Raw genomic sequence first — 22564 nt, forward strand, 5'->3', positions numbered from 1 at the left:
TTATCTTCTCTTTTTCCGCTTACGAAATCGTTTTCTCTCACAACCTATGTAAGAGATCTCTCACACTACACTCTCCAAAATGCCATTCGCCAAATCAGCGCACTCAACGTATGATGATAGATATATCGTTGTTAAGGATTAAAAATGTTAACTCAAGACGTTACTAAAGAATTAGAAGCGGCAATGGAACAGTTGCAACAACAAGGAAAAGAGCCAACCGTAGCGTTAGTGAAAGCACGATTGAAAACGCCAGTTCCAATGCCAGCGTTAATCACCGCAATAAAAAGTTGGAAGAGTGCTCAACGCGTACCCAAGGTTGAAATCGCAGCACAGCACCACACCGATAATGATCGTCTTGAAGCCCTAGAACGCACCGTAAAAATGCTAGCCATTCGTATTGAAGAGTTAGAAGCGAAACTCAGTGAGAAATCATCATGAAGTTATGGGTAGATGCAGACGCGTGTCCGAAAGTTATTCGCGAAACCATTGTGCGTGCCGCCGAGCGTACGGGGATTGAATGTACGTTTGTCGCTAACCACGTTGTCCCTGTGCCGAAAAGAGACAACATCCACTCGCTGCAAGTCCCTGCGGGATTTGACATCGCAGACAACGAAATCGTCAAGCGTGTAGAAGCCAACGATTTGGTGATCACGTCAGATATTCCGCTTGCAGATGAGGTCATCTCTAAAGGCGCTCAAGCCCTCAGTTCTCGTGGCGAGCTCTATACAAAAGACACCATCAAAGCTCGCCTAAATATCCGCGACTTTATGGAAACCATGCGTTCAAGCGGAATTCAGACAGGTGGGCCCGCCGCGCTTTCTCAAACCGATCGACGCGAATTTGCAAACCATTTGGATCGTATTTTGGCGAAATTCAAGAAGTAACCCTCACTCTATTCATATTGAGCCAGCAAATCAAAGCCTGGCTCATTCCTGAAAATTCATTCTCAGCATTGCACCCAAAGCGTGCTCTTACTCCCATTTGTTTTGTTCTGTTTATTTTTCATCTCGCTCGCCATAGCTTCAATATGCAACGTGGTTTATTTTGAACGACGTTTTTAATAAGTGTATAGAGAATAATGGGCTTTAACATCGTTTCCAGTGGAAGCTACCTGCCAACGAATCAATGGTCTGATCGAGAGATGGATCGCTTCCTAAAATTAGCGCCAGGGACCTGCCGAAATAAATTCGACGTTGAATATCGTCATGTAGCCAATACAAAAGAGACCGCTATTTACATGGCGGTGCAGGCAATAGAGCAGTGTTTAGGAAACACACATACCTTAAGCTCCGTTGATCTTCTTATCTACGCTAGCGGCACACACCACCAGTCTCTACCCTACGACGCCTCAGCGGTTCTCGCCGCGTTAGACGCTCCAACATGGCTAGAAAGCTTTGATTTGAACAGCTCCTGTTTATCCTTTCTCTCTGCGCTTGATCTTGCCCAGAGTCTATTCTTAGCAAAACGATACCGTCGGATTCTTATTGTCACCAGCGAACTCGCCACTGGCATCACACTGAATCGAAATTTTACGCTCAAACCAGAAGTTGCAACGCTATTCGCGGACGGTGCCGCCGCATTTTTGCTCGAAGAACACGACGATGATGGATTGCTCACCAGTCACTTTGAAACGCATCATACCGGGTATTCATTTTGTCAAATTAAGGGCGGAGGTAGTCATATCAATCCGCATACCTCCGAGCATCAAGCCTATTTAAAAAGTTGCCAGTTTGAAATGGAGGGCAAAGCACTCTTTAAACATGTGCGTAAAGCCTTACCAGCGTTTCTAAAAAAAGGGTTTGACGCCTCTCCGGTAACACTCGGCGATATTGATTATTTTCTTCCTCATCAAGCCAGCGCGCATGGATTAAAAAAACTGCCTTCACTCACCGAGCTACCAACAGAGAAAACCGTTAATCACTTTTCGACTTTGGGAAACCAAGTCGCCGCCTCACTCCCAATTAACTTACACTGGCTGCGTAATCAGCCAGAAACCGCAGGAAAACATGTGTTATTAGCTGGCACCGCCGCAGGGTTGTCGCTAGGGATGGGAGTGCTAAAACTATGAAGATATTGGTCACTGGTGGCAGCGGGATGTTGGGTAGCGCAATTCTGAGAATGTTTCACCAGCAGCATGAACTGCATTTTATAGCACGAAATACAGTCATCGCTAAACAACTCGCCGAGCAATTCGATGTTATCCCCCATATAGTCGATTTAAGAGACCACTCAGCAGTTCATGCGGTATGCCAAGGTATGGATGCAGTCATCCATTGTGCCGCTCTCTCAAGCCCATGGGGAAAGTGGCAGGCGTTTTATCAAGCCAATGTAGATGCCACCAAAAACCTCGTCAATGCGGCTAATACGCATCAAATCTCGCGTTTTATCCATATTTCGTCCACCAGCGTCTACTTTGACCATCAAGACCGTTGGAATATTCGAGAAACCGACGCCATAGCTTCATACTGGTGTAATGATTACGCACACACAAAATATCTATCAGAAATTGAAGCCGTAAAAGGTCGAAGTAAAGCGATCATTTTAAGACCGCGTGGCATTTTTGGACCCAATGATCGCGCGATTATCCCAAGAGTGCTTAAGGCGATAAAAAACAACACTCTGCTTCTGCCATCGGGTAGAAATCCTGTGGTTGATCTGACCTATGTCGACAACGTTGCCCATGCAGCGATGCTCGCTTGCACTCAGGCAGACCGACTTCAGCATGGTGATGTGTTCAACATTTCCAACAACGAACCAATGCCAATTGAGACTGTTCTGCAAGCTTTATGTGAGGGGTTAAACCTAAAAGTAACGTTACAATCATTACCATACGGTGTGGTATCACCATTATTAAAGCTCAGTGAGCAAATACGAAGGCACTTACCACATCAGCCAGAACCAAGGCTCACCTCATACAGCGCAGGATTGTTTAACTATCATCAAACTCTGGATATCAGCAAGGCGAAACAAACACTGAATTACCAACCGCTTTTTTCAATTCAAGAAGGAATACAGCAGTATGCAAACTGGTCTAAAAATAAAAATCTTTGAGGCTGGACACTGCGTACACCCAGGCTTTGTTGTCAAACCAGGTTCTGGTATCAAGCCTAGAGCATTTCCGGCAGCCGTTGCGTTAATTCAGCACCCAACGCAAGGCAACATCCTGTTCGACACGGGATATCACGAGCATTTTTTTAGCGCGACTCGTCCCTTCCCTGAACGTTTTTATGCTTGGACAACACCTTGTCGCTATAAAAAAGAACACGGAATTGTTGCGCAGTTAGCAAAAGAAAGTCTCAAACCTCATGATATTGAACACTTAGTGCTCTCCCACTTCCATGCTGATCACATTGCTGCCGTGTCTGAGTTTTCCCACTCTCAATTGCATTGCCAACAAAAAGGGGTAGATGCAATTACTAAAAGTGGTCGAATTGGAGGCGTAAGAAAAGGATACCTAAAAGCTCTACTTCCTCCACAGATTGAACCTAACTTATTCATTCATAGTGATTTTTCTGTACCAATCAGCCAAATTCTTCCTCAGTGCCAAGGTGTTAATTTGCTCTGTAAAGACATGTTCGACGACGGAGTCATTTATATGGTTAGCTTGCCAGGCCATGCAGCTGGCCAAGTGGGCTTGCTGGTTAAAAGAGACCAAGGTTGGCTATTCTTACTCGCCGATGCATGCTGGTTAATCGAGAGCTTGAGTGAAAATATTGATCAGCATTGGCTGGCGAACATGCTTTGCGATGACACAAATGCCTATAAAAACACCCTCTCCGAATTGAGAAGTTGCTACCAACAAACCCACCACTTTGTTCGCTTCGTGCCTTCACATTGTCAGGAAACTATCCGGCAGCTAATCAAAGAAGGGTGGATGAAGTGATAACGCTTATCTCAGAATTCTGGCGAACCCGCTACCGCCCATTCGGTTCAAGGGAACAAGTCGAAGCGTGGCAGCAACAACATTTAACGCAACACCTGGAATGGGTATGCTGTCATTCACCGTATTACCGCTCACTTCAAGGTGCAGCACTCAGTGATTTCCCTATCATGAATAAGCAAACCATGATGGAGAACCTCTCGGAGTTGAATACGAAAGGCTTAGATGCTGAACAGCTAATGCAACAAGCACTCGACGCAGAACAGTCACGCAACTTCGCCGCTTCGAAAGTTGGCGATGTTACTGTTGGGCTTTCCTCGGGCACATCAGGCATGCGCGGGTTGTTTCTTGCTGACAAACAGGAAACGCAACTATGGGCTGGCAATATATTGGCTCGCCTGTTGCCCAACCTATGGCAAAAACACCGAATTGCGCTAGCCTTGCGCGCCAACAGCCCACTGTATAAATCCATCGCGAAAGGGCCAGTCACATTCTTTTATGCCGATTTGACCAAACCTTACCAAGAATGGATAAAAGAGCTGGATGAGTTCCAACCCACACTTTTGGTTGGTAGTGCGCAAGCTCTTCAGCTCTGCGCCCAGTTCAGCGGTCAATTTAGTCAACCCGAAATTCAACCACAGCGGATCATTTCTGGTGCAGAAGTCCTAACTGAGAGTGACCGTCACTTTATTTCTCAACGGTTCGACAGCGAACTCCATGAAGTCTATCAATGTACCGAAGGTTTTCTTGCATGTACTGATCAGCATGGACAAATGCGCTGGAATCAAGATGTTGTTTACATCGAAAAACATTGGCTGAATACCGAACGTACTCATTACAGCCCAATTATCACCGATTTTCGTCGTAAAACTCAGCCAATTATTCGTTATCAGCTCGACGATATTATTGAGAATAAACAGGATAATGGCGTATTTGAACCTCTTGGCGCGATTGCCGGACGATGTGGTGATCGCCTCACGCTAAACGCAAACCACGTCCCAGTGACGGTGTTACCAGATCTCATCTACCGCGCTATAACGCTATTTGCCAAAGGTCGCGTGGATTACCGAATCACCCAAACAGGGTCACAAGCCATTCAAATTGAAGCGGATTTTCACCACCATCGGGTTATACATCAAGCCTTGATAAAGTTGTTTGACCAATTGCGGCTTGATCCTGTCAGATTTAGTTACCGCCCTGCGCCTATTTGGACGCCAATGAATAAACAACGACGTGTGGTGAACATATGCGGGTCTTAATCACCGGAGCCCGAGCACCAGTTGCACTAGAGTGGGCAACCATGTGTATGCATCATGGACATGACGTAATTCTCACCGATTCGCTAAAAAAACCTCTAGGATCGTTTTTGCGAGGCATCAAGTCTTATATCCCCACCGCTTCGCCTCGATTTGCGTTTCCCAACTATCAACAGCAGATCCTAAAAATCATTACTCAGATGCGTATTGATATGGTGATACCCACTTGTGAAGAAGTGTATTACTTGGCTCATGTTGCCAAACAATGCCCAGAAGTAGATTTTTTTCTGCCCAATGTAGGACTACTCAATGCCCTGCACAACAAGTTGACCGTCTTTGAACAGCTTCAAGATTTGCCAGAAATTACACTTCCCAAAACTCGTTTGGTCGCTGATAAAAGTGAGATTGAAATTAATAAGAGAACCGTTCTAAAGCCCGTTTACTCTCGGTTTGGCGGGCAAGTCATAAGAGATGTGACGACTCAGTCTATTTCTGCCGCCACGATATCGCCCCTTTTCCCTTGGGTTCAGCAACAAAAAATCCATGGGACTCCGGTGTGTAACTATGCCATTTTTGAACATGGTGACCTTAAAGCACACCAAGCTTATGTGCCGAAATACTGTGTAAACGGCTCGGCCGCCAGTGCTTTTCAGCCGATCTCGTGCGAACGACTAGATAGATTTATCGCAGCTTTTGGTAAACGTCATACTTATCATGGGCAAGTGTCGTTTGACTTCATCAAATCACAAGATGAACTCTACGTGATTGAATGTAACCCAAGAGCCACCAGTGGTTTGCACCTACTCTCGTCTCGATGCAACCAACTGCTTCCTAATATGGAGTTTACCAGTCCTTCCAAGCAGCGATTGCATCATTTAGGTCCAATAACACTCATCGCGGAAGGTGGATTATCCCTGTTCAAGGCTCGAACTTGGCAAGATTGGTGGTCTGGAGTGAATGTGATGCAACAGCATAACTTACCGGCCGGGAGCCAAATCCGGAGTATGTTTGAATTACTCCGGTTAGCTAGGCAGAACAAGACGAAGTGGAGCGACGCTTCTACCGTTGATATTGAGTGGAATGGAGAGGCATTGAACTAATGACGCTTTCCTCTCAAGAATGGCATAAAACTTTTTTCACTCTTATGCAGTCGAATCCCATTGATGAATGCACAGCAAGCTTTGGTTGCTACTATATCGATGATGTTGCCATTCCCTACTCCGTAACACCAAAAATACCAAACAACTGTTATGCCGTGTCCCCTATGACACTGCTTAGTGGCTACGCCGAAGAAGAGCTTCACAAAGTCAAAAATGTGGCTGTTCGATGGGTATGTAAGTTACTTATTAATATGACTAAACCAATCTTATCACTGGCTGGATTGGATCAAGTCCAAACGCTCAACAATCAGTGCTTGTCCACCAATATGTATAGCGAACAATGGGCAGCCTTAAATCTCGATGAACTGCGTCGCGTCGCACTCGATCAATACCCCACCTTTCCCTTGGTGCTTCGCTCCCTCAACCAGCGTCAGCATTTACACTTAATTCAGCGATTGAAGCAGCCAAAATGGCAAAGCTTGGTAACACGACAAGTGTATTTACTTGATGATTGGCAAGCGTTCAGCTTCAACCGAGATTTAACGAAAGACTTCAAACTGCTTAATGATAAAGATTGGCAGTTTAGGCCACTGACCACTGATGAAGAATTTCAGCGTGCCAAAGAGTTATATGACATGCTTTACCTTGATAAATACAGCATCAATAACATCCAGTTTTCAAGCCAATATTTAAAACAGGCGAGCCAGAACAAATTAGTACATTTAGTGGGACTGTTTTATCAAGAAGAGATGCTGGCTACGTTAGGCATTGTAGAAATTGATAATGATATGACTTGCCCAATTTTTGGCTACGATACCAATAAGCCACAACGCCTCGCATTGTATCGTCGAATATCGGCCTATACCATCCGCCATGCCATGATATACCAGCGTCGCTTTAATATGAGCTCAGGCGCTCCGGCTTTTAAACGCAACAGAAAAGCCCGGCCAGAAATTGAATTTAGCTATGTTTATATTGCGCACTTACCTTGGTACAAACGCATAATTTGGAAAAGCTTGTGCTGGCTCACTCAGCACTTTTATCGCCCTTTGTTGATGCGTTTTCAGCTATAAACCGACATCTATAATCAGGTAAGCCTGCGTACACAGTCTCAATCGATAAAAAAGCCTGCGACGTTCGCAGGCTTTTTATAATGGAGCTGTGTGAGGTAACCGTTTTCTACGGTGTGTAGTATGTTGCTGCGCCAGGGCCTACTGGTAAACCAAATACGAATACCCATAGGTAGAACAGCACACTCCAACCTACAATGAAGCAGATTGAGTAAGGTAGCATGGTCGCGATCAGCGTACCGATACCTAAGTTCTTCATGTAACGAGTCGCTACGGCAAGAATCAAACCAAAGTAGCTCATCATTGGAGTAATGATGTTTGTCGTCGAGTCACCAATTCGGTAAGCAGCCTGAATCGTTTCCGGTGCATAACCAACAAGCATCAACATAGGAACAAAAATCGGAGCCGTTACTGCCCACTGTGCCGATGCCGAACCAATCATTAGGTTGATAAAGCCACACATCAGGATGAAGGCAAAGAACAACATTGGGCCAGTTAAGCCAATTTCTTGCAGGAAGCTAGCGCCAGCAACCGCGAATACCTGACCGAAGTTAGTCCATTTAAAGAAAGCAACGAACTGAGCCGCAAAGAAAACTAATACAATGTACATGCCCATAGAAGACATAGATTTCGCCATTGCATCAATTACATCGCGATCCGTCTTCATCGTGCCAACAACTTTACCAAACACAAAGCCTGGAATAGCAAAGAACACAAAGATGAATGCCACGATACTTTTCAGGAATGGTGAACCTGCAATTGTACCTGCATCAGAACGTAGAATGCCGTCTTCTGGAACAACCGTCCAAGCAAGCAGCGCTGAAACAACCAGTACAGCAACACCTGCTAGTTTTAGGCCTTTCTTCTCAATGTCTGTTAAGCCACCCATTTTGTCGTTCGACAAATCTTCTGAGGCTTCTTCTTCACTGTATTTGCCAAGCTTTGGCTCAACAATTTTTTCAGTAACAAACGCACCTGTGATTGCAATGAAGAATGTCGACACAAACATGAAGTACCAGTTAACTTCTGGACCAACAGTGTAAGTTGGGTCAATCATTTGCGCCGCCGTTTCAGTAATGCCTGACAACAGCGGGTCAACCGTACCAATAAGTAGGTTTGCTGAGTAACCACCAGATACACCAGCGAACGCCGCAGCAAGACCGGCAAGTGGGTGACGACCTAAAGAATGGAACAGCATTGCAGCCAGTGGAATAAGTACCACATAGCCAAGCTCTGATGCCGTATTTGAAATGATACCCGCGAAAACGACCGTCACTGTTACCATGCGTTGTGATGCACCCATGACTAAGCCACGCATTGCTGCAGATAGCAAGCCTGAGTATTCAGCAATAGCAACACCCAACATCGCAACCAATACCGTACCCAAAGGTGCAAAGCCGACAAAGTTTTTCACTAGATTGGTAACGATTAGTTCAAGGCCATCAGCGTTAAGCAAGCTAACGACATGAATCATGCCATCCGCGGCACGACCTTTTGCACCCTCAGGACGAGGATCAACTACGGAAACTTCGAAGTATCCTGCAATACCCGACATCACCAGAATGGCTAAACAGAAAATGGCAAATAGTGTGATCGGGTGGGGTAATAAGTTCCCCAAATATTCGACAGTATCCAAAAAGCGCGTAAACAGCGGCTTCTTAGGCGAGTTTTGTTTAATTGAATCAGATGAACTCATCTGTTCCCTCCTTGTTTTTATTCCTATGCAAATGTGACAAAAATGTCAAAAAGCGTGCGAAGGGTACTTGAGTAGAAGGTCAAATAAAAGCCCTAAATGTTACAAACTGTGACGAACGGAGGCATTTATAACCAACATTGAATAAAAATGTAGATATTTCATCCATGTAAGATAATTAACTCAACATTATCAATTAAACAAAACCATAAGTTAGATATATGCAGGTTGATTACTTTTGCACAGCTTTGAATCTCGGGTTCGTTTTACAAATGACATAAAGACGCCCTCTCCGTTTTACAATCTGGCAATCCGGATGACGACTTTTTGCACTTTTTAATGATTTTACTACCTTCATGATTTATTCCTTTTCGCTCTTAAATTGACCAAAACGACGGTTGAAGTTCGCAATGCGACCTTCGGTTTGTACAACGCGCTGTTTACCGGTGTAGTACGGGTGAGAAGCTGACGACACATCTAACGTAAAGTAAGGGTAAGTTTTGCCATCTTTCCATTCGATGGTTCTCTCCGTTTTCAACGTAGAACCAACGACAAAGTACTTATCTACACTGGTGTCGTGGAACACCACAGGACGATATTCAGGGTGGATTCCTTGTTTCATAATACTTTTCCTTTCAATTAAATTGTTATGTTATAACATTTTAATTAATAATCATTATCAACAAGAAAAGCAAGAGAAATTTGTGATACTTTTCATCTCAATGAATTCTTAAAGATGTCCACCATGTATTCCATCGAACCCATCGGCGTCATTGAGACACCGTACAAAGAAAAGTTTGCAGTTCCGCGCCAACCACGCTTAGTACCAGAGGCTAAAGCACGCGTAAAACTGTTAGGTTCAGCAAATAGCCCTGAAGCAGTGCGTGGGCTAGAACAGTTCTCTCACGTTTGGTTGTTGTTTCTATTTGATCAGAATCTGGAAGCTGGTTGGAAACCAACTGTACGTCCGCCACGATTAGGCGGCAATGAACGAATTGGTGTCTTTGCCTCGCGCTCGACTTTCCGTCCAAACGGAATCGGAATGTCAGCCGTTGAAGTGAAAGGAGTCACTAAGCAAGGCGATCAAATCTATCTTGATTTAGGCAGTGTAGATCTCGTGGATGGGACACCGATTGTGGATATTAAGCCTTATATCCCCTATTCGGATTCTATTTCGGAAGCACAAGGCGGATACGCAGACCAAGAGCCAGAAAAGTCACAAGTCACCTTTTCTGCTCAAGCATTAGCAACGATAGAAAATCGATCCGATACTGACTATGTAAGATCAGTCATTGAACAAGTTCTGGCACAAGATCCTCGCCCTGCATATAAGAAAAACAAGCCGGACGACAAAGAATATGCGGTAAATTTGTTCGACTTGAACGTAAAGTTCACAGCAACAAGCAACTTAATAACGGTTACCGCTATTGAAAGCTTTTGACAAACGCAATTGGCTGATATTATAGACGGCTAACAAATTTCCCTTTAGGGAACTCCCATACTCCTGCTTATTCAAGCTTGAGTATCTAACTTAAATAAACGGATAAATTTAATGCGTACCAGTAATTATCTTCTTTCTACTCTGAAGGAGACTCCAAACGACGCAGAAGTAGTGAGCCACCAGCTCATGCTACGTGCAGGTATGATCCGTAAGCTGGCTTCAGGTTTATACACCTGGCTACCTACTGGTCTACGTGTACTGCGTAAAGTCGAAAACATCGTTCGTCAAGAAATCGACAATGCAGGCGCAGTCGAAACTTTGATGCCCGTTGTTCAGCCGTTTGAACTATGGGAAGAGACAGGCCGCAGCGAAAAGATGGGCCCTGAGCTACTTCGCTTTACTGACCGTCATGTTCGTCCGTTTGTACTTAGCCCAACCGCTGAAGAAGTGATCACAAGCCTTGTTCGCAATGAAGTGAGCTCTTACAAACAGCTTCCGCTAAACCTGTACCAAATCCAAACCAAATTCCGTGACGAACGTCGTCCACGCTTCGGTGTAATGCGTTCACGTGAATTCTCAATGATGGATGCGTACAGCTTTGACATTGATAAAGACGGCCTACAAAAGTCATACGACGCAATGCACGATGCTTACTGTAAAGCATTCGATCGCATGGGTCTGGATTACCGTCCTGTACTTGCAGATAGCGGTGCTATCGGTGGTAGCGGCTCTCAAGAGTTCCACGTACTGGCTGAAAGCGGCGAGGATATCATCGCATTTTCTAGCGAGTCAGATTACGCGGCAAACATTGAAAAAGCAGAAGCACTAGCTCCAGCCTCTGAGGCTGCGGCACCAACACAAGAAATGACGTTGGTTGATACGCCAAACGCGAAAACAATCGCTGAATTGGTTGAGCAGTTCGAACTACCAATTGAAAAAACAGTGAAAACACTGTTTGTGAAAGCATCTGACGAAGTTGATGCGCCAATCATCGCGCTTATTATTCGTGGTGATCATGAACTGAACGAAGTGAAAGCAGAAAACCTTCCTCAGGTTGCAGCTCCACTGGAAATGGCATCTGAAGAAGAAATTCGTGCGCTTATCGGTGCAGGCCCTGGTTCACTTGGCCCTGTTGGCCTTAAACTGCCGTTCATTGTTGACCGCAGCGTTGCGGTAATGAGCGACTTCGGTGCGGGCGCGAACATCGATGGCAAACACTACTTCGGTATTAACTGGGGTCGTGATGTAGAGCTTGGCCAAGTTGAAGACCTACGTAACGTTGTGGAAGGTGACCCAAGCCCATGTGGCAAGGGCATTATCCAGCTTAAGCGTGGTATCGAAGTTGGCCATATCTTCCAACTAGGTAACGCTTACTCCGCAGCGATGAACTGTGGTGTACTGGGTCCTGATGGTAAGAACGTCATCCTAGAAATGGGTTGTTACGGTATCGGTATCACTCGCGTAGTAGCGGCTGCTATTGAACAAAACCACGACAAATACGGCATCATCTGGCCAGATGCAATCGCACCATTCCAGGTAGCGATCGTTCCAATGAACATGCACAAGTCAGAAGAAGTGAAAGAAGCCGCTGAGAAATTGTACGCTGAGCTAACAGCAATGGGCATCGAAGTGCTATTTGACGACCGTAAAGAACGCCCAGGCGTAATGTTCTCTGACATGGAGCTTATTGGTGTACCGCATACCATTATTATCGGTGACCGCTCAATGAAAGAAGGCAACTTCGAATACAAGAACCGTGCTACTGGTGAGAAAGCAGCAGTCGCAATGACTGACATTGTTGAGCACGTAAAAGCTCAACTAAAGTAAGCACTAGACGAGTTCGCATTTGAAGTAGTTTCAAATAGTTAAAAAGGGTTGGCTTCGGTCAGCCCTTTTTATTACAGCTCAACGCCCCCCTCCACCTTTTTCGAACTATTCACTTTGTTAATCTTTGGTTCAGCTTCTTGCTATTAAACTGATTTCATCATCTAAAGGAGGTCAGTTATGGATTTAAAAAGTCTTCTAAACCAAGCACTCAAATCAGACTTACTTAAGCAAGGTGCAGATGCATTGGGCAAACAAACCAACAACATCAAATTCTCATCATATTCAAGTAGCCTAAAAACGCTAGGAGCAGGTGCTGTAGGCGGAGGCCTCATCGGTATGCTGATGGGCTCAAAGAAAAGTAAAAAAATGACTAAAAAAATAGGGTCAAGCGCATTAAAAGTCGGTGGCGCAGCTGCGCTTGGAGCCTTGGCCTACAAAGTGTATAACGACTGGCAAGCCAAGCAATCCGGTCAAGGTGTTCAAGAAACCTTTGACCCCGATGACAGTAAACACAGTGTCTTAATTTTAAAAGCAATGATTGGAGCTGCAAAAGCTGATGGTCACGTTGATGAAGAGGAAATGGCTCGCATTGAACAAGCTCTCGCGGATATGGGCGCAGATGAGCACGTTCGTCACCTCGTTCAGCAAGAGTTAAACAAACCGCTTGCTCCTGCTGAAATTGCTAATCAGGCGACCTCTCCTCAACAAGCGTCAGAAATTTACCTGGCGTCTTTGATCGTCGCTGATGAACAAAACTTTATGGAAAAAGCGTATCTGCAAGAACTAGCAAAACAACTTCAACTTTCACCAGAAGTCACTCAGCAGTTAGAAGCACAAATGCAGTGATTAAATCTCGCTCAAGCAAACCTTCAACTTGAGCCAAAACAACTCTGTACTTTGAGTTTCAAATCCGCTGTGTGTATATTGAGATAAGTTATCATTTAGTGGAAAGAAAACATGCAAGTATACGGCTGTTGTGAACTGGTTCGTGAGCTTTATGCTCAGATTGGTAGTGGCGATCAAGCTTATATTCCCCAAGCAATTTCATGTGCAGTTAAAGCACTGAACGATGTTGCAGCGGATGAGTCCCTGCCTAAAGAAGTGCGTGAAAAAGCGGCATTTGCTGCGGCAAACCTACTGATTTCAGATTTTGAGGATAAGTAATGAATCTAGCGAACTTTGAATCCATGGATCCTGTCATGCTGATGAGCATTGTGAATATGAAGCTACGCGATGACTTCGGAGGTGATCTGGACAAACTGGTGGCTTTCTTCGATATCGAGCGCACAGCACTGGAGACAAAACTGGCTTCTGCTGGTTTTGACTTTCTTCCAGAAGCAGGACAATTCCGTTAATCCACACCATGCTTGGCGGATAACCGAAACGAGAATAACCAATATGAAAAAGGGCTTGATGAGTTACCATCAAGCCCTTTTCTTTTATTCGATAGGCGTCTCGGTTAGCCAAATGAAGCCCAGATGACTGTCGCCACAAGAATTGGACATACAAACTTCACATACGCAGGCCATAACTTACCAAACCAACCTTGCGTAAACTCCGGGCAACCTTGCTCAAGCTCTTTGATTTTTGAGTTGCGATTCCATACCCAACCACCAAATAAGCAGAATAAGAGCGCAGCGGTTGGTTGTAGATACTGAGTAGCAACCGTCGCGACCATACCAAACAGAGCGCCAAAGTTATAAACAATCACCACACTGAACAAGGCAATGAGACCACCTAAAACCCAGCTCGTTGCGCTGCGCTTAGTATTGAAGCGCTCACTCACTAAAGCCACTGGACACTCTAACATTGAAATGGAGGACGTTAGCGCCGCAATCGTCAGCAATAAGAAGAACACAATAGAGAACAATTGACCAAGCAAACCTAAGCTATCAAACATCAATGGCAATACGGTAAATACCAACGTATCAGAGCTTAATAGAGAGCCATCTTCTGCATAGATCTGAACGCCTTTTTGCATTGCCACAAACATCGCTGGCATCACCACTAATCCTGCAATGAAAGCAACGGCAGTATCTACCATGGTCACGTTCATCGCCATCTTTGGTAGGTTCTCTTTCTTACTCAAGTAAGAGCCATAAATCAGCATTGAACAGCCACCGATCGTAAGCGAGAAGAAGCCCTGCCCCATTGCAGCAAGAATCAACTTGCGGTCCCATACCTTTTCAAAATCCGGCACTAGGTAATGTTTCAGACCTTCCATCGCACCGTTTTGCGTCATGATGTAAGCAAATAGCAGAGCAAACAAAACAAACAATGCTGGCATCAAACGTGTGGACCACTTCTCAATACCTTGTTTTACGCCACCTTGTACGATGAGAATCGTCAGTACATAAAAAGTAATGGTTCCGAACAAGTTACGTTCAACACTAAAGCCCTTTAGCCATTGAGTTGCAGCTTCTAACCCCATTAGATCTGTGATTGCACCCAGTAAAAAGCAGATCAACCAACCACCAACAATTGAATAAAACGCTAAGACAGCGCTTGGTACGCTTAAACCAATCCAACCCACAATGCCGCCGAGCTTTTTACCGGCAGGGTTATCTGTGATTGCACGCATACTGTCTACAGGGTTGGCTTGACCATGGCGACCAATCGCCATTTCAACCACCAGCATCGGAAATGCGACGATAAGAATCATCACCAAATAAACTAACAGGAAAGCACCGCCACCATTACTGGCTGCTTGAGTTGGGAAGCCCCAAATATTGCCAAGGCCAACTGCGGCACCTGCGGCAGCTAAGATGAACCCGAGACGAGAGCCAAAATGCTCGCGAGGCTGAGAAGAGGTTTGCTGTGTCATACTACTCACACAAAAATATCATTGAACTAGCTAACTAGTACACTATAGCAATATTCACTATTCAACAAGAGCACCTCGGTTAAATCCTCGACAGTTGAAACAATTTGTAGTCATTCAGCTTGTAAATTTTAACGTACATCTCATATTCATCGCTCAAAAGCCTCGCGACTGTTGTTCGTTTTACGTGGCTGAATTTTACCAATCCTTCTGCCGTGAAGTGAGCCGAAAAATAATGAGCTCTGGTGTAAGGGACGAACTGTTCCTCGTGATACTGTGTCGAAAAGCAGAATATTGTGCTTCGCTTTTTCCCCCTAATGTCTATTTATCAGCTAGTTATTACTCTGTTCTCATTTATACCCATGATTCAAGGAGAGGAAAATGAAGGTCACCCTACTTCACGGAGCGATGGTTGTAGCACTCAGCGCCAGCTACCAAGCTCAAGCCTATAACTGTCAAAGTTTACCCGACTGGGACAGCACTGCGACTTATACATCGGGCGCTTTAGTAAAAACGCAAGGAGCCGCTTATGAGGCTGCATATTGGACGCAAGGCAATGATCCCGTGACCAACTCAGGATCTTGGGAAGCATGGAAAGCGTTAGGGCAATGTGATGGTGGAAGCAACAATTTATCACCAACGGTGTCGTTCTCCTCTCCAATAAACAACGCACAAATTCCCGAAGGCAGTGCGATCACTTTGTTAGCCAACGCAACTGACGAAGATGGCCAAATCACACAAATTGAGTTTGTTGCAGGCAACCAAACCGTTGCTGTGGTAACTCAAGCACCATTCGAAGCTTCTTGGACAGCTATTGAAGGGATCTCGCAATTGACCGCAATTGCGACAGATAATGAGGGAGCTGTTAGCACCACGACGATTTCTATCCAAGTTCAACCACAAGTCGAATTACCGCCACCAAGCATTTCATTGACAAGCCCAGTAGGCACAGAAGTGCTTAATGTAGGCGATAACCTAACCGTAGCCGCTCAAGCTGACGATATTGATGGTGTGGTCACACAAGTTGAGTTCTTCGTAAACAATCAATCTGTCGCCATTGATACTAGTGCACCTTACGAGTATCAATGGACCGCGAGTCCAGGTACATACTCGTTCAAAGCACAAGCGACTGATGATACAAACCTCGCAACGATGAGCCAAGAAGTAGCGCTGGTTATTAGTAATGCAGAAACCGGAACAGGCGGATGTGCAGATGCAGTACCTTATGTGGCAGGCACAAGTTATCAAGCTGGCGACCTGGTTTCTCACTTCAACCAAAAATATCGTTGTGATGTTGCTGGTTGGTGCTCCTCGGATGCGACATGGGCTTACGAGCCTGGTGAAGGGCTATACTGGCAAGATGCTTGGAGTGGCCTAGGTGCTTGTTCGACACCACCGCAAGTTACCATTACGGCACCAACGGATGGACAAGTCGTGCTCGCTGGCAGCAATAACGAAATCACGGCAAGCGCAAGCGATGCTGATGGCACAGTCACGCAAGTTGAGTTTTTTGCGAACAACACCAGCTTAGGGGTCACCACTCAAGCGCCATATTCCGTTACTTGGAACGCCACACTTATTGGCGCTAACCAGCTTAAAGCCGTCGCAACCGATAATGATAACAACACGTCAGAGTCCCTGGTTGGTGTGGAAGTCAGCGATAAAGATTTGGTCGTCTCTCTGACTTCACCAAGCAGCGGTCAGACCGCTGGATTAGGCAAAAGCCTCGCATTAAGCGCCGATGCAACGTCTTTAACTTCAGGCATTAAACACGTTGATTTCATGATCAACGGCTCTATTGTTGCAACCGATACCACGGCACCTTACACAGCCAACTGGACACCAACTGCACTTGGTAACTTTACAGTTAGCGCCCAAGCTGTGGATTTATCAGGAAGCAATGCATTGTCTGACGCCGCAGCAATAACGGTGGTTGAGCAAGTAGAGAAACGCCATAAACTCATCGGTTACTGGCACAATTTTGTAAATGGAGCGGGCTGTCCAATTCGTCTAGCGGATATGGCAGATGCTTGGGATGTGATTGATATTGCCTTTGCTGAAAATGATCGCAACAGTGATGGCACCGTGCACTTTAATCTATATTCAGGCGATATTTACAGCGATTGTCCAGCACTCGATCCAACACAATTCAAGCAGGACATGGCAGCGCTTCAAGCTAAAGGTAAGAAGTTTGTTCTCTCTCTTGGCGGCGCAGAAGGCACGATTACGCTGAATACCGACCAAGATGAAGCCAACTTTGTCTCTAGCCTAACAGGTCTTATCGCTGAGTGGGGCTTTGATGGTCTAGATGTGGATTTAGAGAGTGGTTCTAACTTAGTTCATGGCTCGCAAATTCAAGCTCGCCTTGGTCGTGCTTTGCTTCAAATAGAGCAAAACATGGGTGGCGACATGTACCTAACCATGGCGCCTGAGCACCCTTATGTTCAAGGTGGTTATGTGGCTTACAGCGGTATTTGGGGGGCGTACATCCCTGTGATTAACGAGACACGCAGCACGCTCGACTTGCTTCACGTCCAGTTATATAACAACGGCGGTTTGCCAAACCCATACCTGCCAGGCAGTGCACCAGAAGGCTCTGTGGATATGATGGTAGCGCAATCTAAAATGCTTATCGAAGGTTTTGAGTTGGCCGACGGCACTCAATTTGCACCATTGCGCGATGATCAAGTCGCAATCGGTTTACCTTCAGGTCCTAGCTCGGCAAATTCAGGGCAGGCTCCAACACAGAATATTATCAACGCACTAGATTGTTTAACCAAAGGCACTTCATGTGGCACCGTTAAACCAGCGTACCATTACCCGAATTATGCAGGGGTAATGACATGGTCTATCAACTGGGATCAGCATGATGGCTTTAACTTCTCAAAACCTGTCGGCGATAAACTCACCGAGATGAATACGCAATAAGCTATCAAAGAACAAGCGAGTAAAACGCAAATATCGTCTTGTTTCCATTACTTATTCAAGTATGTAAAAACGAAAAGAGAGCACAATCGTGCTCTCTTTCTTTATCTCATTGAGTTTTTTACTTTTTAATGAGTAATTAAATCGTAAATACTCGGTAATCTTTTAGCTCAGGGATTTTCTTCAACAGATCGTCTTCTTGTCCTGCCATGTCATCCAGCGAATCGCACAAGTCTTCTGCTTGTTGTTCTACCTCTTTCGAATGCTCGGCTAAACGCTCTTCTACTTTCGCGCTGAGCTCAGCCATACTCTCTGATAATGCAGTGAGGTTTATTCCTCCCTCTTCCTTCATTTTTTTCGATAAAGCATCCAACGAACTGGCTAAAAACTCTTTATTGAAGATCTCTTGTGCTTTTGCAAAGTCTTCAGTCCACCCTTGTGTCATGGACTCAAAACTTTCCGCTGGTAGAATGAAATCGCCATCTTTGTAGTAACGTGATTCAACATCAGCGAAAAAGTCCTTTACTGCGACTTTTACATTATCAAACGCACCAGGTGCATCGAGGCTTTCCGCAACATCATCAATAATATCATTCGCAAGCGCTAAACCATCACTCGCCAATTGCTTTGCTTGTGGAATATACGCGTTCATTTTTTCGCGATAGTCTTCAATTGCCGCTTTCTGGTCAGAATTGAGTTCAATTAGCTCACCTTTGATGAAAAGGTTGTTATCCTCATCCACGACAGCTTTATCACCTGTCGTTTGGCGAATTTCCAAGCTTTGCCCATCCATACGGACTTCATTATTGATGTCCACACGACACTGCGCTGCATAACCAGTAGCACTGACCATCAGCAATGAGAGTGTAAAAAGCTTTTTCATGTCATTCTCTTTTATTTAACATTACTCGTGTTAAACATAACACTGAGTGATACATGAGATGTCAGCAAATCGTCACGACTTCGTAACAAGTTGTTTTATCTCCTATTTTTACGTCAACCTCATCACCTTCTTCTTTTCCGAACAACGCTCGACCAAGAGGAGATTTTGCTGTTAAGACAAAGACTTCCTGAGCCTGATATTGAACAGTCAAACCACCAGAGCAAGGGCCTACAAAGAAGTGCTTTTCGATCAAATTCTCATCTGCGAGAACAACGTAAGCACCAACACCAACAGGCGCATTCTTAAAGTCACGAGTCACTAAAGAACGATATTGACGCAATTCCTCTTCACTATCTTGGATCCGCATGGCTTGTCCATGAGCAAGATACGCGGCTTCAAGTGCCAATGTATCGTACTTATGCTCGGGAACAGTTTCTTCATCTGTCGCGGCATCGATAGCTCGCTGAGCCGATGCATGGGCAACTTGACGTTTTTCTTCCAGATGTTGGATGATAATTTGGACTAAGTCAGCTTTGTTCATACTTTTAGGACGCGCGTTTAGTATTCGGGGTGTGTTAATGTAGCCAAGTTTACCATCAAAGAAAGGTTTCCCTATTATGCAAAGTGACTCGCTGCATCAAACACTTCAATCTGTATTTGGTTTTGACTCATTACGCCAAGGTCAGCAACCCGTTATTGAAGCCGTTATGAATGGTTACTCTGCTGCGGCAATCTTTCCTACAGGCTCGGGGAAGTCACTCTGTTATCAACTACCTGCAACCATATTACCCAACCTTACGTTGGTGATCTCTCCGTTGTTGGCGTTAATGAAGGATCAACTGAGCTTTTTACAAAGTAAAGGAATCGCGGCCGCTTCTATCGATAGCAGTCAAAGTAGAGAAGAAGCACAACAGGTCATGGCTGGCGTGAAGAATGGACAAATCAAAATCTTGATGATTTCTGTTGAGCGACTAAAAAATGAGCGTTTTCGTGAATTCATTCGCCAAGTACCGATTTCTTTGATGGTCATTGATGAAGCGCACTGTATTTCCGAATGGGGGCATAACTTTCGTCCAGATTATCTCAAACTACCGCAATATCAACGTGAACTGAACATCCCACAGTCTTTACTTCTCACCGCAACGGCAACGCCTGCAGTTATTGAAGACATGCAAAAAAAGTTCGATATTGCCAGTGAACATATTACCGTTACAGGCTTCTACCGCTCTAATCTGGATATCTCGGTGATCCCGTGTGAGGAAACAAAGAAACAAGAACAGCTCAGTGAGATCATCGCCTCTTCACCTAAGCTTCCGACCATCGTATACGTGACGCAGCAGCAAACAGCAGAACGAGTAGCAAAGTCATTAATCCATATTGGCATTAACGCTCACGCATACCACGCTGGCATGAAAAGCGACGTTCGTGAACAAATCCAACAGCAGTTCATGGATGGCCAAATTGACTGTATTGTTGCAACGATTGCATTTGGTATGGGGGTCGATAAATCTGATATTCGACGCGTCATTCACTTCGACTTACCCAAATCAATCGAGAACTACGCACAAGAGATTGGACGTGCAGGCAGGGACGGGCAACGCTCGGAGTGCATTCTGCTAGGCAATACGTCCGGCCTAACGGTGTTGGAGAATTTTGTCTATGGTGACACACCAGAATTTACGTCAATTAACTATGTAGTCGAGCAAGCGAAAGAACATGCTCCACAATGGGAGGTAGTGCCACTGCGTTTGTCGCGTGAAAGTAATATCCGCCAATTGCCACTCAAAACCTTGTTGGTTTATTTGGAGCTACATAACGTCATTGAAGCAAAGTACAGTTACTTTGCGGAATATCGGTTTAAGTTTTTGCACGATCAGCAATTTATTGTGAATCAATTTCAAGGCGAGCGACGTCAATTTGTGGAGGCTATTTTTTCCTGCTCACAAAAAGCCAAAGTGTGGTGCCAAGTTGATCTAGAAGCGCTATGGATGAACTATCAATCGGAACGCAGCCGAGTTGTCGCAGCGCTCGACTATTTTCACCAGAACGGCTGGATAGAACTAGAGAGCAAACAACTGACGGACGTGTACTCAGTTATGCCAACCAAACAGAGCTCGGATGTTTTAATCCAACAACTGTATGAACTGTTTCAATCCAAAGAAAGCAAAGATATCGAAAGAATCCACACCATGCTGCACTTGTTCCAGTCCGAGCACTGTTTGAGCTCACAATTGGCGAACTACTTTGCGGATCACGATGCACCAAAGCAATGTGGTCACTGCTCCGTGTGTCGTGGTCACGTCGCCACATTCACAGCACCAGAACCTGAAGATATTGAACAATCTCAAGTATCGATATGGGCGCGGGAGTTTATTCAGCTTTCCCCATCGGCCATCAGTAATGATGCCGTTGCTCGCTTCTTGTGCGGAATCAGCACTCCTTTGATTAGCCAGCTAAAAGCCTCAAAGCTAGCAGGTTATGGTGCAATGGCAAATGTAAGTTTTGAGCAGGTATTAACGCAGGTAGAAACGGTAAGGGCCTAAAAAAAGCTCAATTGACGCGCTTGGTCTTCGGGCTTGAGCATCACGTTCAAGCCTAAAAGGCGAATTTCCCGTCCATTTTGGCGTTTAAGAATATCTCTTAGCAAGATCTTGAAGTCCTCAAGCTCTAATTGCGGATGGATGTGCTCAATTGTTGTCAGTTGAAAGTCGGCAAATTTGACTTTAATACCTTGTTTAATAATCGACTTATCTGGGCTTGCACGCTCTAAACGTTTCTCGAGTTCAGGATAAAGTTTCTCCTCAATCACTTGCCAACATTCACCATAGGTTGCGATGTTCTGGCTGAATGTCCTTTCCACACCGACGGACTTTCTCTCGCGCTCAACAACGACTTCTCGATTATCAATTCCATGGCTTCGCTGCCATAAGGAGGCACCCTGACGACCAAACTGCCTCAACAACTCTCGATAGTCACTGTTTTTAATGTCCTCACATCGATAAAAACCGGCTTGGTGGAGCTTCTCAAGACTCACCTTCCCCACGCCAGGAATATTCTCTAACGGAAGACTATCGATAACCTCTTGGACTTTCTCTGGCGGAATCACAAACTGACCGTTGGGCTTGTTCATGTCTGACGCGACCTTGGCAAGAAACTTAATCGGAGCAATGCCCGCCGATGCCGTCAACCCAAGTTCATTCCAGATATCACGGCGAATTGACTCTGCGATCAACGTTGCGGAGCCACGGCAAGCTGTCGAGTCCGTGACATCGAGGTATGCTTCATCCAATGAGAGAGGTTCAATGATAGGCGTATAACGCTCAAAAATAGCACGAATCTGCTGAGAGACTTGCTTGTATACATGCATTCTACCGGGCACAACCAACAAATGAGGACAGAGTTGCAGCGCGCGCGCCGTTGACATTGCACTGCGAACACCATATTTACGCGCATCATAATTACAGGTGCTAATCACTCCACGCTGCTTTTCATGTCCGCCAACAGCGAGTGCAATGCCACGGTAACTGGGGTTATCTCTCATCTCTACGGCAGCATAAAAACAATCCATATCGACATGAATAATTTTTCTAATTCGATCTGACATAGCCATCAAAGCACTGTTCAAAAAAACAGTATAAATCAAATCTACCTGAAGAGAAATGGGCGTG

General features: G+C 45.2%; 22 protein-coding genes. 15 read left to right on the plus strand and 7 right to left on the minus strand.

Going from position 1 to position 22564, the window contains the following annotated elements; all coding sequences use genetic code 11:
• Positions 1–144 precede the first annotated feature (144 nt).
• From R7Q47_RS09390 to R7Q47_RS09425, 8 genes are all read left to right on the plus strand, one after another.
• Complete coding sequence (locus tag R7Q47_RS09390; protein WP_005391777.1) at positions 145–438, plus strand: hypothetical protein; 294 nt, start codon at positions 145–147, stop codon at positions 436–438.
• On the plus strand, positions 435–884 hold the full coding sequence (locus R7Q47_RS09395; protein ID WP_005380310.1) for a YaiI/YqxD family protein: 450 nt from the start codon (positions 435–437) through the stop codon (positions 882–884). Before R7Q47_RS09390 ends, R7Q47_RS09395 begins: the two co-directional genes overlap by 4 nt.
• A 194-nt stretch (positions 885–1078) precedes the next feature.
• Positions 1079–2068, plus strand: coding sequence for a ketoacyl-ACP synthase III (locus R7Q47_RS09400; RefSeq protein ID WP_248486929.1), 990 nt, complete (start codon positions 1079–1081; stop codon positions 2066–2068).
• On the plus strand, positions 2065–3051 hold the full coding sequence (locus R7Q47_RS09405) for an NAD-dependent epimerase/dehydratase family protein (protein ID WP_005380308.1): 987 nt from the start codon (positions 2065–2067) through the stop codon (positions 3049–3051). Before R7Q47_RS09400 ends, R7Q47_RS09405 begins: the two co-directional genes overlap by 4 nt.
• Entirely contained in the window at positions 3020–3883 is an 864-nt protein-coding gene (locus R7Q47_RS09410) for an MBL fold metallo-hydrolase (protein ID WP_213912254.1), read from the plus strand. The genes R7Q47_RS09405 and R7Q47_RS09410 overlap by 32 nt, the downstream gene beginning before the upstream one ends.
• On the plus strand, positions 3871–5139 hold the full coding sequence (locus R7Q47_RS09415; RefSeq protein ID WP_372434315.1) for a F390 synthetase-related protein: 1269 nt from the start codon (positions 3871–3873) through the stop codon (positions 5137–5139). The genes R7Q47_RS09410 and R7Q47_RS09415 overlap by 13 nt, the downstream gene beginning before the upstream one ends.
• The gene (locus R7Q47_RS09420) at positions 5127–6236 is read left to right on the plus strand and encodes an ATP-grasp domain-containing protein (RefSeq protein WP_213912252.1); all 1110 of its coding nucleotides are present in this window, start codon (positions 5127–5129) and stop codon (positions 6234–6236) included. Before R7Q47_RS09415 ends, R7Q47_RS09420 begins: the two co-directional genes overlap by 13 nt.
• A complete protein-coding gene (locus tag R7Q47_RS09425; protein ID WP_248486931.1) occupies positions 6236–7309 on the plus strand; it encodes a hypothetical protein in 1074 nt (357 codons plus the stop codon). Before R7Q47_RS09420 ends, R7Q47_RS09425 begins: the two co-directional genes overlap by 1 nt.
• Before the next feature lie 106 nt (positions 7310–7415).
• Here the strand turns inward: R7Q47_RS09425 and R7Q47_RS09430 are convergent, their stop codons facing one another.
• The 3 genes from R7Q47_RS09430 to R7Q47_RS09440 form a co-directional block, all read right to left on the minus strand.
• A complete protein-coding gene (locus R7Q47_RS09430; protein WP_005380301.1) occupies positions 7416–9002 on the minus strand; it encodes an AbgT family transporter in 1587 nt (528 codons plus the stop codon).
• 229 nt (positions 9003–9231) lie between these two features.
• On the minus strand, positions 9232–9357 hold the full coding sequence (gene ykgO / locus R7Q47_RS09435; protein ID WP_005380299.1) for a type B 50S ribosomal protein L36: 126 nt from the start codon (positions 9355–9357) through the stop codon (positions 9232–9234).
• 3 nt (positions 9358–9360) lie between these two features.
• A complete protein-coding gene (locus R7Q47_RS09440) occupies positions 9361–9621 on the minus strand; it encodes a type B 50S ribosomal protein L31 (protein WP_248486933.1) in 261 nt (86 codons plus the stop codon).
• A 123-nt stretch (positions 9622–9744) separates the two neighbouring features.
• On the opposite strand from R7Q47_RS09440, the gene tsaA reads away from it, so the two are divergent.
• The 5 genes from tsaA to R7Q47_RS09465 all read left to right on the plus strand — a co-directional run bounded on the left by tsaA (position 9745) and on the right by R7Q47_RS09465 (position 13622).
• Complete coding sequence (tsaA, locus tag R7Q47_RS09445; protein WP_248486935.1) at positions 9745–10440, plus strand: tRNA (N6-threonylcarbamoyladenosine(37)-N6)-methyltransferase TrmO; 696 nt, start codon at positions 9745–9747, stop codon at positions 10438–10440.
• A gap of 111 nt (positions 10441–10551) precedes the next feature.
• Positions 10552–12267, plus strand: a complete 1716-nt coding sequence (locus tag R7Q47_RS09450; RefSeq protein ID WP_248486937.1) for a proline--tRNA ligase — start codon at positions 10552–10554, stop codon at positions 12265–12267.
• Positions 12268–12444: 177 nt separating this feature from the next.
• Positions 12445–13113 (plus strand): tellurite resistance TerB family protein, encoded by a 669-nt coding sequence (locus R7Q47_RS09455; protein ID WP_318088940.1) that lies wholly within the window; start codon positions 12445–12447, stop codon positions 13111–13113.
• Positions 13114–13224: 111 nt separating this feature from the next.
• The gene (locus tag R7Q47_RS09460) at positions 13225–13431 is read left to right on the plus strand and encodes a YaeP family protein (protein WP_005391765.1); all 207 of its coding nucleotides are present in this window, start codon (positions 13225–13227) and stop codon (positions 13429–13431) included.
• Entirely contained in the window at positions 13431–13622 is a 192-nt protein-coding gene (locus R7Q47_RS09465) for a DUF4250 domain-containing protein (RefSeq protein ID WP_005380289.1), read from the plus strand. The genes R7Q47_RS09460 and R7Q47_RS09465 overlap by 1 nt, the downstream gene beginning before the upstream one ends.
• Before the next feature lie 104 nt (positions 13623–13726).
• Here the strand turns inward: R7Q47_RS09465 and R7Q47_RS09470 are convergent, their stop codons facing one another.
• Positions 13727–15091 carry a sodium-dependent transporter gene (locus R7Q47_RS09470; RefSeq protein WP_005391763.1) on the minus strand — a complete coding sequence of 455 codons (1365 nt, stop codon included), beginning with the start codon at positions 15089–15091 and terminating at the stop codon, positions 13727–13729.
• Between the two features lie 378 nt (positions 15092–15469).
• Here R7Q47_RS09470 and R7Q47_RS09475 point away from each other — a divergent pair, with 378 nt between their 5' ends.
• Positions 15470–18016, plus strand: coding sequence for an Ig-like domain-containing protein (locus R7Q47_RS09475; RefSeq protein ID WP_318088941.1), 2547 nt, complete (start codon positions 15470–15472; stop codon positions 18014–18016).
• A gap of 136 nt (positions 18017–18152) precedes the next feature.
• Here R7Q47_RS09475 and R7Q47_RS09480 read toward each other — a convergent pair whose 3' ends face one another.
• Together R7Q47_RS09480 and R7Q47_RS09485 are read right to left on the minus strand one after the other, a co-directional pair.
• Positions 18153–18896 carry a YggN family protein gene (locus R7Q47_RS09480; RefSeq protein WP_017820767.1) on the minus strand — a complete coding sequence of 248 codons (744 nt, stop codon included), beginning with the start codon at positions 18894–18896 and terminating at the stop codon, positions 18153–18155.
• A 61-nt stretch (positions 18897–18957) separates the two neighbouring features.
• Positions 18958–19437 carry a GreA/GreB family elongation factor gene (locus tag R7Q47_RS09485; protein WP_318088942.1) on the minus strand — a complete coding sequence of 160 codons (480 nt, stop codon included), beginning with the start codon at positions 19435–19437 and terminating at the stop codon, positions 18958–18960.
• A 76-nt stretch (positions 19438–19513) separates the two neighbouring features.
• Here R7Q47_RS09485 and R7Q47_RS09490 point away from each other — a divergent pair, with 76 nt between their 5' ends.
• Positions 19514–21439 carry an ATP-dependent DNA helicase RecQ gene (locus R7Q47_RS09490; protein WP_256900255.1) on the plus strand — a complete coding sequence of 642 codons (1926 nt, stop codon included), beginning with the start codon at positions 19514–19516 and terminating at the stop codon, positions 21437–21439.
• Here the strand turns inward: R7Q47_RS09490 and dinB are convergent.
• Complete coding sequence (dinB, locus tag R7Q47_RS09495) at positions 21436–22500, minus strand: DNA polymerase IV (protein WP_411912871.1); 1065 nt, start codon at positions 22498–22500, stop codon at positions 21436–21438. The two genes, R7Q47_RS09490 and dinB, sit on opposite strands and share 4 nt — an antisense overlap.
• Positions 22501–22564: the final 64 nt, after the last annotated feature.

The sequence above is a fragment of the Vibrio sp. Vb0349 genome (assembly GCF_033338975.1).